We start from the raw sequence: 12,580 nt of genomic DNA, 5'->3' as shown, positions 1-12,580 counted from the left end.
AAAGCAATGAAAATAAAAAAACACTAACCATAATAGGTAAGCTCAGATTGTTGTCAAAAGGGGGCTGTCTAAAAAGTCCCTAAAACAGTAAAGAAGCTGGAGAAAAACAACACTTTTTCTCCAGCTTCTTTTAGTTCGGATTAGTTTGATGAAAGTGGCTAGGCGGATGCCCGTCACTTTCATCATATTGTGGGCGAGTGCCACGATACCGAACTCGACATGCACCTTGTCGAGTCCCCGCAGAGAAAATCTGCGGAACGACCGATTGCCCTTGATGTGGCCAAAAACGCTTTCCACCTCGACCTTCCGTCGGCCATAGATAGCGGTTTTTTCTTCACACTCAAAGGCTGCTTTTGCCTTTGCCTTCATTTCTTCAAAGACTGTATTCCAATGAACCTGACGGTTTCCTTTACCTTTGGTACATTGCGGTTTCAAGGGACAACCTGTACAATCCTCGCATTCATAGATTTTGTAGCTTTGTTCATGTCCGGACGCATTTTTCTTCATTTGATATTTCTTAAATGCAACCTTCCGGTCATTCGGGCAGATAAAACAATCATCCTGTTCAACGTATGTCCAGTTCTTTACGTTTTTTATGTCTTTCCTGGCCTTCCTTGTCTTGTCTTTCAGATAGGTTCCGTATGGAATGAGGAAATCGAACCTTGGCTCTTTTTCTTCCCCGATTGCATACAGATAGTTTTCCTCACTCCCATAACCCGCATCGGCTATGACGGTTTTGGGCATCGGCAAAGAAGAGGAAGCCAACTTCTCCAGGTGAGGGATGAAGCAGCGCGTATCCGTCGGACGTTGATGAATAGTATAAAATAGGATGAACTGATTTTCCGTTGCCATCTGTACATTGTAGCCAGGTTTAAGCTGACCATTTTTCATGTGGTCTTCCTTCATCCTCATAAAAGTAGCGTCAGGGTCGGTTTTGGAATAGCTATTGCGGTCACCGAATGTCTTGTTCTGTACCTTGTATTTTGCCAGCCTCGGCAAGAAATCTTTCCTGATCAGTTTGAGGGGTTCTTCCATTGACTTCGCTTCTTTCTTTTTTCCTTACGGATCTCTGTATCTGCTTCTTTTTCAATATCCTGTGTTATGCGGTTATGTGTGTTTCCAATCCGGATGCAAGCTCTTTCAACCGGAAGGGTCTGATTCTGCTTTCTCCAGGCTTTCCTTTAAAATGTCCAGTTCCTCCGCCTTTGTCATCTCCTCAATATGTTGGAGAGTGTACTTGATTTTCTCCTTTAATGATTCTTCGGATCGGACTGTTGATTTTTTCCATACAAAAGAATACTTGTTGGCGTCCGCTTCAATCTTCGTCCCATCCAAAAAGTAATGTTCCATCGTGATATGGTTGTCCTCGATCAGCTTCAGGATCATGGTTTCAAATAATTCATCCATCATGGACTTCATCCGTTTTCCACGGAATTCGTTGATGGTGCGGTAGTCGGGCTGTTGCATGGCTGCCAGCCACATAGTCGGGAGGTTTTCTAGCGTCAGCTTTTCGATGCCGCGGCAGGAGTACACCTTTTGGGAGTAGCCAAACAAGATAACCTTGAGCATCATTTTGGGATGGAACGGAGGCCTTCCGCCTCCTGGATAATGGGAGAATAACTTTTCATCCGGTATGGATTCCACCATTTCATCTACTACCCGTGCGACATGGTGAGAGGGTATCATTTCCTGGATATCGAAGATAACCTGGACCTGATGGTTATTGTAAGGTTTGAATGTAGGAGAGTATTGCTTTTGGGAGACCATATTTTCTTCTTTCACCTCTAGAGTCAGGCTGGTTTGCATGGTATAATTCTCAATAGTAGTCGAAAGATTGCTCATAAAAAATCGTCCTTTCTAGAGTGTTGGTGTGGTAACTTACATTTTACTAGAAGTGACGATTTTTTTGTGTTTTTTTTGAATAAAAAAGAGGCCGTCCGAGAGTCGGTTAAACCGACTTTCGGGACAGCCCCCTTCTTACCTACAGTCAAGTTGTTTATTTAAACTTTCGTGCGAGAAATGAGTTTATTTTGAGTGGGAGGGGTACCCCTCCCACTCAAAATAAACTTACGCATGCCAAAAAGACCTGACGAAATTGCATTTTTTCGCAAGGTCAACTATGTTATAGTAAAAGTAACCATTTACGAACAGGTTGATGCTGTTTCGTAATCATAGGTGATGTTGTGTGTAATAAGGTGAAATGCCACTTTCAAGAACTTATTCACACAAGCGATCGACGCAACTTTGTGGGGTTTCCACTGAGGTTGCGTTTTTAATTTATCGTAATAATCCACAATATGATTATTCGTTTTTTTACAAAGTGTAATCATCGTTTGAATCATATAGTATAAGATTTTTCGTAGTTTGTTATTTCCTCGTTTATTAATTTTGTCTTTATAATACGTATTGCCAGACTGATAACGCATAATATCAATACCAACATATGCATTTAATTGTTTAGGATTTTGAAAGCGTCGCATATCTCCGATTTCACCAATTAGACGTACAGCTGTTACTTCTCCAATGCCTGGGAACGACAGTAGTACTTGGTATTCAATTCGCTCTGTTGAAAGTTCCACCATCTGTTTTACAAGCTGTTCTTTTTTGTCTCTTAATTCTGCGATACGTTTGGCGTACTCGCGTACTTGTTCACATCGTACATCCTCTTTCGAAATGGCTGGATAGGATTCTTTTGCAGCCTCAAGTAAAGCTATTCCCTTCGCTTCCGCACGTGCAAGTGATAAGTTCTTTCGAGTGTTTGCTTTCAACCGGTTACGAATCACGGTTTTGGAATGAGCTAATACTTCATCTGGATGAGGATAAAGTTGTACGATGTTTAAAAAGAGCGCAGAGCGTGAGGAAAAAAGACGCTCAAGTTCAGGGAAGCATAGTTGTAAAATGGCGTGCATGCGATTGTAGAGATGGGTGACTTCATGATCTAATTCATCATAATATCGTGTGAGCGCACGCATTTGTTTATAATAGTATCCTTCTTGATAAGTCTCTTCACGCTCTACTCGAAAATGAGATTTAGCGAGCTCGTGAGCATCACTTTGATCTGTTTTATTGCGACGCATAGAAGCTGTTTGAAGATTCGCTTCTAATGGGCTAAGCCGATGATAGGTATAGCCTTCTATTTGGAAGAAGCGCTCTAATGGTGCTGAATATACTCCTGATGCTTCGATTACAATTTCAGGTGCTTGCCCATCCTGTTCCATGATTTTGCAAATCTTTTCATTCAAAGCTTTAAATGATGATTTGGCATGTGTGATTTCTCCTTCAAACTCACATTGCCGATAGCCATTGTAAATGACCATTGTACTTCTCCCCATACTTACATCAAAAGCTAAAACATGTTGCATAATCATTTCTCCTTCTTAACCATTCATAGAAGTCTTCACAGTGCCTTATCGATTCCATTTTCTTTTACACGATCTCTTGGATCCAACATACTAAACTGATTCAAATAAGGTTGTGAAGTCGGTCGGTTTTTAAAACGGACTCTAAATCGTCCCAGGGGCTGTTCGACCTTCCTTCACTTCTACTAAAAAAATAGTAGCACAAACCATGGCCGTGGTCTGTGCTACTAATGTTAGTATGTTTTTAGATCTTTTTCCTTTTTATCAAGAAAAGGACAGGAGAGACTTCTCTTGGTCTTTAGGCCATTTGGGGACTTCTTTAAGTCCAGTTGGCCATCTTCTTCAATTCAGGGCAGCGAAGGTAAGCATCGCCTGCGTCGACAATTTTTTAAGTTCCCTTAAAGTTGTCCAATGCATGCCATGCTTTTTAATGCATTTGCGAATACGCGTTCAATCGTTTCTTTGCGTTTCACATAGATTGGTTTTACATCCTTGTGGTGTCGCAGATGATCTGTTTGCACTACATAATCCTGCCAAATATGCCTTGTCACCACTTTTTGATGGTCCTTACTTCCTGTACATTGGGATTGGAATGGGCAGCCAGCGCAAATGTGCTTAGGTGATTTATACTCACAATAGCCTGCCTTGTTCGTTGTAGACTCATTCAGGACCTGCCTGGAGGGCAGAGGTAACGGTCGAAGTGTTCATCATAGACATAGTCATGCTTTTTTGAAATACCCATCTTTTGTGCGAGGTTAAGGCATCGCAAGTATGATTTCGTTATCAGTTAAATACTCCCTGTAGAACTTATCAGGAGGAAAAGGTTTTTTTCCGTGATCTTCCCGGTCCTGATTGATTTCCTCCTGGAGCTTCTCCTGATAAGCACGTGTTTCCTTCCGGACCACTTTCTTCGCAAACTTATGCTCTTATTCGCCCTTGCCTTTACGTGAGTTGAATCAATGAAAACGTGCTCGATACTGATCAGCTTCCTGTCGGCTGCCGTCGTAAAGATTCATTAGAAAATCTGTTCACACAAATCTGTATCTTTAAAACGGCGCTCATAGTTCTTGCCGAAAGTGGAGAAATGGCGCACCTTGTCACGGAACCCATAGCCCAGAAACCATCATTGGCCATATTAGTTTCCGTGTCCTTGATCGTCTGCCGCATGGAGCGATTGCCAAATGTAAGAGAGTTTAATCAGGATGACAGGGTCAATGCTTGGCGGCCCACTTCGGCCGAATAGACATCCTTCACCAAGTCATAGATAAATGAGAAGTCAAGGCTGCTTCCACTTATGGACCAATTGGTCCTGTCGGACAAGCTGGTCTAAGGTAACCATCTCTAATTGATCTCGCTGTATAGGATTGTTTTTCGAAAGCATCTTCGTCACCTCAATCATTTTATGTATCAATTTTAAAAAAGATTTTAGGAACGTTCCATAGTAAACGTTTAAAAGCCTGTTGATTGGAGTGGAAGGCGCGAAGACTCCTGCGGGAGCAGCGGGACAGGTTAGCCCCCGCAGGGGCATGCGACGAGGAGGCTTACCTCCCGCCCCGCGGAAAGCGAAGCGCCTGGAACGGAGATCAACAGACTACATTAACAGGCCAAGTAAAAAAATAACTGCAGGCATACTCAATTTAATAGAGTTTGTCTGCAGTCTGAACTAACCATAAAGGTTAGCTGCCTTTAGATTGAGAGAAATGCTTAATTATACAACTATTGGTTCATCCTTCTGCAGCGGAACGGCACATGTAATAATGGTTCCCTGATTCTTTTTTGATTCGATGTGAAGTGATCCTCCCAAGGTGATCATTCTGTCTTTCATGGAACGCAGTCCAAAACCAAGAGAAATTTGGTCAGTTCCTGTGCCATTATCCTTTATTTCCAGAATGATCAGATCATTGGTATAGCTCAGCGTGATTATAATATGAGTTGCCTGGCCGTGCCTTTTTGCATTCGTTAAAGATTCCTGAAGGCAGCGGATAATTGTATATTTCGTCAGTTCACCTGTTTCACTTTCCTTCCCTTCCAGCTGAAATTCAACTATGGTTCCCGTATGCTTCATGAAGTCTTCAATAAGCCGGATGCAGCTTTCCTTCAAAGGCTGATTCGCACCTGACGGAGACAGCTGGTAAATGGAAGTCCGTACATCGTCAAGTCCATTTCTTGCTAAATCAGTTATTTCTTTTATGTACATCTTTGCTTCCTTTCTACTGGCTTTAATCAGAAAAGGCAAAGCATCAAGACTTGTAATCACGGAGGTAAAAATATGGCCAACTGTATCATGCAGGTCCTGGGATACACGGTGGCGTTCCTCGATAATGGTCAGTTCCTCAATTTTTTTAGCATATTGCTCCAGGGTTTTATTTTTTGCTTCAATGGATTCAATCAGCTTTTTTCTGCTTATACTGGTTACCGCAATATTTCCTATTGCATAGCCAAATACGTAAAATATGAAAATATCCGTCATTTCAATAATTATATCTGCCTCATGAAAGAAATTTCCAAGAACTGATCCGGTGATTAAGATTGCTATAGCTATTATAGGGGAGATCCAGATTAAAGGAGCCGTCTGACTGACAAAGGCAATTATTACAAGCGGAAACATCAAAATCTCTAACACATCAAACCCTGCTTCTTTAAATTCCATCACCGAAAATAAAAACATGCTTCCGGATAATAAAAATTCTAAGACTACATATCTTCCAATCTTAATATACCCTGGCCTGTAAAAGAAATAGGGTACAAAAAGCGTACATAAAAACGCCAGCAGGAGGATCATTTTATGGAAAGTGTCTGAATAAACCAGTATTACATGATAACCAATAAATGCCATCCATGATGTCCGGATGATAAACAAAAACGTATCGAGCCAATGCCATTTTCTTTTTTCCATAGTTATTGCCATTTGCCATCTTCCTTCTAATGTGCTTATTCCATTATCCTCTTGCAAAAATCTTACGGTCAAGATATTTTTTGGCATTTATTTCATCGAAATGGCTTTACGCTACTTTCAAGCATATATTTTGGCTGGAAGTCACTTATCAATATGACTCTTAAAAGATATATTGATGGTAACAAAACGAGAGGCTGAGGTTGATGCTGGTAAAACAAAAGATTCTAATACCCTGTCTGCTGCTGAGCGTTTTGTTATCCGGCTGCTCTCTGGAATCCGATTTTGCTCCGGCAGCCGATCATTTGGATTCGGCATTAGAACAATTAAATGAGGAAATGAATCTGCTTGATGACAAGGACACGTTAACTATAAAAGATCAACAGATAGTTATAACCGAATTGGATAAATTTCATGAATCTGTAGCCGAATTTAATAACTACTCAAGAGGATGTACAAATAATTCAAAATGCAATTTCAGATGATTTTAATATCAATGTGTTTAATAAATAATTTTATAAGAATGTCTTCTTTGAGAAATGAGTTGCATATAACAAAAAAAAGGCCAATTAAGGCCTCAGACTAGAGCCAGGGAGCAGTTCACCCTGGCGATCTTATTAACTATTTAGTTTTGCCTTATCTAAACGGATTGTGAGAGATACACAAATTATCTGCCCCCGTTTCGGGGCAGACCGTTATTCCTAATTAGGTCAGTTATCCATTATTCAAACTTTATTTTTCTCATTCCCAGCACCATGAACAAAGCGGCAAATGCGAGCAATATTCCCACATTATCGAGTACATCTGTCAGCGAACCCCCGTTTGCCACCAAATCAGTAAAACCTCTCATCGCCCAAGTCTGGGGAAGGAAGTCAGCCATCTTTTGCATAAACATAGGTTCAATTTCGAGCGGCCAATAAACACCGCTTATCATGCAGGTAGACACGACGACCAAATTCCCGATCGAAGCCTGCTGTTCTACCGTTTTTACTAACGCGGCAATGAACAGCCCCAACCCGACAACAGCACAAAGCATGGCTGACACTAATAAGATATTAGCTAATAAATTTCCCCAGTTTACGCCAAACATAAAATGAGTTGCAGTCATTAATACTCCAAATTGAATCCAGCCAATCAGGAAAAAGGATAAAAGATAGCCAGCAGATAGTTGCATCCTTGATGATGGCGTAGTCAGCATCCGGTACCACACACCGTTTTTCCTTGCTTCCAAAATCGTGCCAGTTACGCTCATCATCACAATCATCACAAACATAATGGAAAACCCAGAAGCTCGTGCTGACATGCCATTTAGTTGAGGAACGGAACTTTTTTCGTCTATGTTCCTTTTGTTTATATTTAAAGCTGCTGTATTAGTTTCGGCCGAAACCTTGTCATACATTGCCTCCCAGGATTCTCCGGTATAGCCGCTCCACTTTTCTGATCCAGATACTTCAATTGTTGTTTTCGCAATTTTATTTGATATGAATTGGATAATCGTCGAGCTTGAAGTGAACTCGGGAATTCTTTGAAATTTGACTTCAGGTGCTTCACCGGCCAGCACTCCTGCTTGAAATCCTTTAGATAGGATGAGCGCGCCCGATACCTCTTTTTCCTCAAGCATTTGTTTTGCCTGTTTTATAGAACTCTTCTGTACGTCGAAGAAAGTATTTTCCTCAATTATCTGTTTGTAAAGTGATTGGGATAAGACCGATTTATCTTGATCAACCACCAATATCTTTATTTTTTCCTCGCCTTCTTCACCCAGCAATGATCCAAATATGAGAGTGAACAATAATGGCATAGCAAACATAAGCAGATAGCTTTGCGGTTTTTTCAATAATCGCAGCAATTCCATACTGCACAGAGCCCAAGTAGTCCTCATGGCATTTTCCTCCTATCTTGCCTTTAATCTTAACGTGCCAATGGTAAGTGACACTGAACCCATCAGCAATAATACTGCAATTGGCATTGCTAATTCATTCCATGTTGTTCCTGACATGATCTTAAGAAATGAAGTTAATGCCCATTTATTCGGCGTAATATTGGCAAATGTCTGAAGCAAATCCGGAAACAGATATATCGGGAGCATCGATCCACCTAAAATAGCGAATACCTGAATGCCGATACCGCTGATCAGATCCGTTGTTTTCTCATCAGAAATGAGTGCGGCAATAATCATGGCAATTCCGGATACAGCTATGGAATAAGAAATGCCTATCACCGATAACTGAAACAGATTATCTCCCCATTTCACATCAAAAAATAACGCAGTCGCTGTATAGAAAATCAGCAATTGTATAAGCGCAAAGAGCAGCGTTCCCAAAAATTTCCCGATTAAGATGGATGTATTGCTCGTGGGTGATACCATCAGACGGCCCAATGTTTCCGTTGCCCGCTCCTGGATAAATGATTTAGCACCTACTGTTGCATTAAAGAGCAAGAACATTGCAGCCATTGCCGCAGCGTAATATTGCATGGAAGAAACATTTTTTTTGCCGACTGATTCCTCTGCAATTTTATACTCCTTTTTAACTGATTCCGTTAAATCGGCTGTTATTTCTGCTGCTGCAGACTGCATTTTTACTTGTCCAGAGACTACAGCTGCTGATTGTGTCAAATCTTCCATGACCATTGAGGTTGTTATGGACATTGTCTGGATGCGTTCGCTGAAAGATTGCAGCAGTGATTCAATTACAGAACTTTTCAGCTCACGGTCTGGCAGCGATAAAATGGTCACATTCTTGAGTTCTCCATTGTTCATGCCGCTGCTCCACTTTATGGGAAACATGATGGCCGCATCGATTTTTTCATCTCTTAGTAACTCTTTCAGTTCTTTTTCATTTGCAGCAGGTTTCACTTTTATAAAAGAAATCTGGGATAATACTTCTTTTCTAAACATCTCGGCCATTTGATCATCATCTGCCTGGTAGAAACCGACTGTTGTTTCGCTAAAGCTGTCATCGCCTCCCATTACCGAGTCAAGAGCAGCACCAAGTATAGCGGTTAGTACTAACGGCATTAATATCATCGTTAGGAATCCTTTTCGGTCAGTGATCCGAATCTTAAAATCCTTCCATGCAATCAGCAAGCTTTTCATCTCTATTCCTCCTTAGTCTCGCAGAGAGCGACCGGTTAATGATAAAAATAAACTTTCCAAATTAGGCTCCTTTACTTCAAACGACAGCACTTGGAGTTTGTTCTTTATCGCGCAGCCCATAATATCTCCCATGACTATCTGATGGTTGTTAACAAATACTTCAAGTGTACCGTCCTCTGGATTTGCTATGATTCGCTCTACATTGGATAACGCTTTTATACTTTCAATAAAACTATCATCCAACGAATTCAAACTCATTTTGATAGCAGTACCTCCAGCAAGGCGTTTGCATAAGTCATCTTTCGTCCCCAATGCAATCATTTTCCCTTGATCAACAATACCGATCCGATTACATAAAAAATCGACTTCCTCCATGTAGTGGGAGGTGTAAATAACGGTCATTCCCTGCTTATTTAGCTCTTTAACAGTTTCCAGAATATGATTTCTTGATTGCGGATCAATCCCCACTGTCGGTTCGTCCATTATTAATAATTCAGGCTCATGCATTAAGGAAGCTCCAATATTGATCCTTCGCTTCATGCCGCCCGAAAATGTTTCGATTTTGTGTTTTGCCCGATCAGCCAATCCAACAAATTCAAGCACTTCATCTGCCCGTTTTCTAGCTTGAGCTCCAGAAAGTCCGTACATTTTGCCCCAGAAGAGCAGATTATCTTTCGCTGACATTGTTGGGTATAGGGCTATTTCCTGGGGAACCACCCCAATTTTCCTTTTTATGTCCATGGGCCGTCTTTTCACCGAGCTGCCGGAAACAGTAATTTCTCCTGAATCGCAGGAAAGCAAACCGCAGATCATGCCAATGGTGGTTGATTTCCCCGCACCATTTGGCCCAAGCAGTCCAAAGGATTCACCCTTTTGGACAGTAAAAGAGATTCCTCTGACAACCTCCATCTGTGAAAATGTTTTCTTGATATCCTCAACAATCAGCATGTGTGCCACTCCTTTTTCTTATCTTTGTATTAATCTTATTTCATAATGAAAATTTTTCCATATATCGCAGGGAAGATTTTTTCCAAAAAAAAAAGACCTGTTCAGGCCCTTTGAAAGTTTGTATATGCCGAAAGTAATATGCAGAATTGCTATTCAAACACAGTGATTCCATAACGTACGGCAAAGATGGCTGCTTGTGTACGGTCGCGGATCCCCAGCTTTCCAATCAGATTTGATACATGATTTTTCACAGTTCCTTCTGTAATAAAAAGAATGTCTGCAATTTCTTTATTGCTTAACCCATACCCCAGCTGGCGGAGGACCTCTATCTCCCGTTCTGTAAGCTCTTTTACTGACTGTGGTATCCCTTCCGCCCGCTCAGGCGCTGTTTCCAGCTGTTTTGTTTTCTTTATTTCCCGGAGCATTTGTCCAGTAATATCAGGCGGCAGAACTAATCCGCCAGAATGCACAGTCAGGATGGCTTTGACGATGGTATCTGTAGGCATATCCTTAAGCAGATATCCGCTGGCCCCTTCTTCTAATGCTTCAAAAATGAGTTCACTGTCCTTAAAAGTCGTTAACATAAGCACTTTAGTTCCAGTTGAATGCTTTGTGATTAAACTTGTTCCTTCTACTCCGCTTGTACCAGGCATCCTGATATCCATTAAAACAATATCAGGGTGCAGTTCCTGTACTTTTTCAAATGCTTCCTGCCCATCACCCGCTGTTCCAACTATTTCAAGCTCTGCCCTCAGCCCTAATAGGGTAGCCAGCCCATCCCTGATTAGAGGCTGATCATCAACAATCAAAATTTTTATCATTTGCTTCCTCCTGCCACCCACTTTTTCTGGAGAAGCGGGAATTGCACTTTCATTTTAAATCCTTCTCCCTCTTGACTTTCAAAAGCAACAGACCCGCCATGTTCTTCAATTCTCTCCTTCATATTGATAAGTCCGAATCCAGGAATAAAATTGCTGGCTCCTTTGCCATTATCCTTTGTGATAATCGTAATTTCTTCGGAACTGCATTCCATTTGCAGCTGAAAATGTGAAGCCGCACCGTGACGCTTCGCATTTGTTAATGATTCCTGTATTGTTCTGATAATCGTTGGCTGAAGTGAAACTGGAATGACAGCAGGATCACCATTTAATTCAAAAATGGTTTCTAATTGAGCCTTTTGGTAAAATTCCTCCAGCATGTTCCGAATTGATTGATTAATGGTAAGCTGAACGCCCTCGTCATGATGAAGCGTCCGGACCGATAAACGTATTTCCTGAAGGGCATCTCTAGCCAATTGATTACAAACCGAAATGGCTTCTTCTGTCTTATGTATATCCAAATGCAATAATTCCCGGCCCAGTTCCAATTGGACAAGCAGTGCTGTCATTTTATGTCCAACGGTATCATGAATTTCCCGGGCAATCCGGTTACGTTCGCGAATGGTTGTAAGTTCTTCTACTTGCTTTGAATAGACTTGAAGCTGCTGATGTACTTCTGTTAACGCATCATGTGAAGCATTCATTTGCTTATATTGTTCATTCATTGTTTCCTGTGCTTCCAGCAATTTTCGGATAAGATTACCTACAACTGACCCGAAAACCACAAACGAAACACTTATGATATTATCCAGTAAATCCAAACTCCCTGTCTTTTCTTGCCAATAATACATAACAACTGCCCATATTGCCAAAAAAATCCCGACACTCATCTTAATAACGTTTTTGTTTGAAGAATGAATAGTTAAAGTTACTGCCACTACACCAAGTAAAATTAAGTATAAAGTCGAGCCAGGAAACAAAAATCCAAACGAAACACTCAGCAAAGTATCGACAACAATAATAGTCATCAGCAGCCGGTCATTTATTTGGGTAAAGATAATAATATGATTGATGGAATAAAGTAAAGCAACAGCAATAACATAGCCTGTTAAAAAGGGATCATCCGGCACCTTAGAATAATAAACATAGCTTATCAGCAGAAACATCACTAACCTAGTATTTTTTAACAAGCTCTCACACCTGATCTATTGAAATTTTTAACTGCAGCAATTTCAAATTCGACAAAACATCTGCGTTCCCCTGCCAAGCTGAAAAAAAGAAAAGCGGAAGCTCCTCATAAAAAATAAAGAACTTTACTTTCCCGAAAATAAAGCTGATTTTTTTACAAAAAACCTTACTTTTATATCAAGTGATATATTAGGAAAGGTAACTTAATATGAATATATATATTCTATTAGTGGTTTCATTAATTTTATTATTACTGGGTATAAATCAGACTTTTAAA

The 12,580-nt window shown here is 40.7% G+C and carries 10 protein-coding genes and 1 pseudogene; 1 reads left to right on the top strand and 10 read right to left on the bottom strand.

From position 1 onward, the window contains the following. Window positions 1–42 precede the first annotated feature (42 nt). The 5 genes and pseudogenes from CVD28_RS18965 to CVD28_RS18945 form a co-directional block, all read right to left on the bottom strand. A complete protein-coding gene (locus CVD28_RS18965) occupies window positions 43–1,035 on the bottom strand; it encodes a transposase (protein ID WP_101595165.1) in 993 nt (330 codons plus the stop codon). A 105-nt stretch (window positions 1,036–1,140) separates the two neighbouring features. Then, complete coding sequence (locus CVD28_RS18960; RefSeq protein ID WP_101595162.1) at window positions 1,141–1,842, bottom strand: transposase; 702 nt, start codon at window positions 1,840–1,842, stop codon at window positions 1,141–1,143. A 299-nt stretch (window positions 1,843–2,141) separates the two neighbouring features. Then, a complete protein-coding gene (locus CVD28_RS18955; protein ID WP_101595158.1) occupies window positions 2,142–3,362 on the bottom strand; it encodes an IS110 family transposase in 1,221 nt (406 codons plus the stop codon). 316 nt (window positions 3,363–3,678) lie between these two features. Next, window positions 3,679–4,740: pseudogene (locus CVD28_RS18950) on the bottom strand (transposase). Window positions 4,741–5,067: 327 nt separating this feature from the next. Further along, the gene (locus tag CVD28_RS18945; RefSeq protein ID WP_180954224.1) at window positions 5,068–6,267 is read right to left on the bottom strand and encodes a sensor histidine kinase; all 1,200 of its coding nucleotides are present in this window, start codon (window positions 6,265–6,267) and stop codon (window positions 5,068–5,070) included. A 191-nt stretch (window positions 6,268–6,458) separates the two neighbouring features. On the opposite strand from CVD28_RS18945, the gene CVD28_RS18940 reads away from it, so the two are divergent. Next, on the top strand, window positions 6,459–6,737 hold the full coding sequence (locus CVD28_RS18940) for a hypothetical protein (protein WP_101595150.1): 279 nt from the start codon (window positions 6,459–6,461) through the stop codon (window positions 6,735–6,737). Window positions 6,738–6,973: 236 nt separating this feature from the next. Here the strand turns inward: CVD28_RS18940 and CVD28_RS18935 are convergent, their stop codons facing one another. From CVD28_RS18935 to CVD28_RS18915, 5 genes are all read right to left on the bottom strand, one after another. Further along, window positions 6,974–8,134: an ABC transporter permease gene (locus CVD28_RS18935; protein ID WP_101595147.1), complete on the bottom strand. Its 1,161-nt coding sequence runs from the start codon at window positions 8,132–8,134 to the stop codon at window positions 6,974–6,976. A 12-nt stretch (window positions 8,135–8,146) separates the two neighbouring features. Continuing rightward, window positions 8,147–9,349, bottom strand: coding sequence for an ABC transporter permease (locus CVD28_RS18930; RefSeq protein WP_101595143.1), 1,203 nt, complete (start codon window positions 9,347–9,349; stop codon window positions 8,147–8,149). A gap of 12 nt (window positions 9,350–9,361) precedes the next feature. Continuing rightward, window positions 9,362–10,297, bottom strand: coding sequence for an ABC transporter ATP-binding protein (locus CVD28_RS18925; RefSeq protein WP_101595139.1), 936 nt, complete (start codon window positions 10,295–10,297; stop codon window positions 9,362–9,364). 149 nt (window positions 10,298–10,446) lie between these two features. Further along, entirely contained in the window at window positions 10,447–11,118 is a 672-nt protein-coding gene (locus CVD28_RS18920; RefSeq protein WP_101595137.1) for a response regulator, read from the bottom strand. Then, the gene (locus tag CVD28_RS18915; RefSeq protein WP_101595134.1) at window positions 11,115–12,305 is read right to left on the bottom strand and encodes a sensor histidine kinase; all 1,191 of its coding nucleotides are present in this window, start codon (window positions 12,303–12,305) and stop codon (window positions 11,115–11,117) included. The genes CVD28_RS18920 and CVD28_RS18915 overlap by 4 nt, the downstream gene beginning before the upstream one ends. Window positions 12,306–12,580 lie beyond the last annotated feature (275 nt).

This window comes from Bacillus sp. M6-12 (assembly GCF_002860285.1).
Lineage (GTDB): Bacteria > Bacillota > Bacilli > Bacillales > DSM-1321 > Peribacillus.
The sequence above is the reverse complement of the archived record's forward strand: the minus strand, read 5'-3'. Positions and strand labels throughout refer to the sequence as shown.

Bases quoted from the DNA above. Each gene is read 5' to 3' on its own strand.
- CVD28_RS18955 (WP_101595158.1), bottom strand. From the start codon at position 3,362: ATGCAACATGTTTTAGCTTTTGATGTAAGTATGGGGAGAAGTACAATG.
- CVD28_RS18960 (WP_101595162.1), bottom strand. From the start codon at position 1,842: ATGAGCAATCTTTCGACTACTATTGAGAATTATACCATGCAAACCAGC.
- CVD28_RS18965 (WP_101595165.1), bottom strand. From the start codon at position 1,035: ATGGAAGAACCCCTCAAACTGATCAGGAAAGATTTCTTGCCGAGGCTG.
- CVD28_RS18945 (WP_180954224.1), bottom strand. From the start codon at position 6,267: ATGGCAATAACTATGGAAAAAAGAAAATGGCATTGGCTCGATACGTTT.
- CVD28_RS18940 (WP_101595150.1), top strand. From the start codon at position 6,459: ATGCTGGTAAAACAAAAGATTCTAATACCCTGTCTGCTGCTGAGCGTT.
- CVD28_RS18930 (WP_101595143.1), bottom strand. From the start codon at position 9,349: ATGAAAAGCTTGCTGATTGCATGGAAGGATTTTAAGATTCGGATCACT.
- CVD28_RS18920 (WP_101595137.1), bottom strand. From the start codon at position 11,118: ATGATAAAAATTTTGATTGTTGATGATCAGCCTCTAATCAGGGATGGG.
- CVD28_RS18935 (WP_101595147.1), bottom strand. From the start codon at position 8,134: ATGAGGACTACTTGGGCTCTGTGCAGTATGGAATTGCTGCGATTATTG.
- CVD28_RS18925 (WP_101595139.1), bottom strand. From the start codon at position 10,297: ATGCTGATTGTTGAGGATATCAAGAAAACATTTTCACAGATGGAGGTT.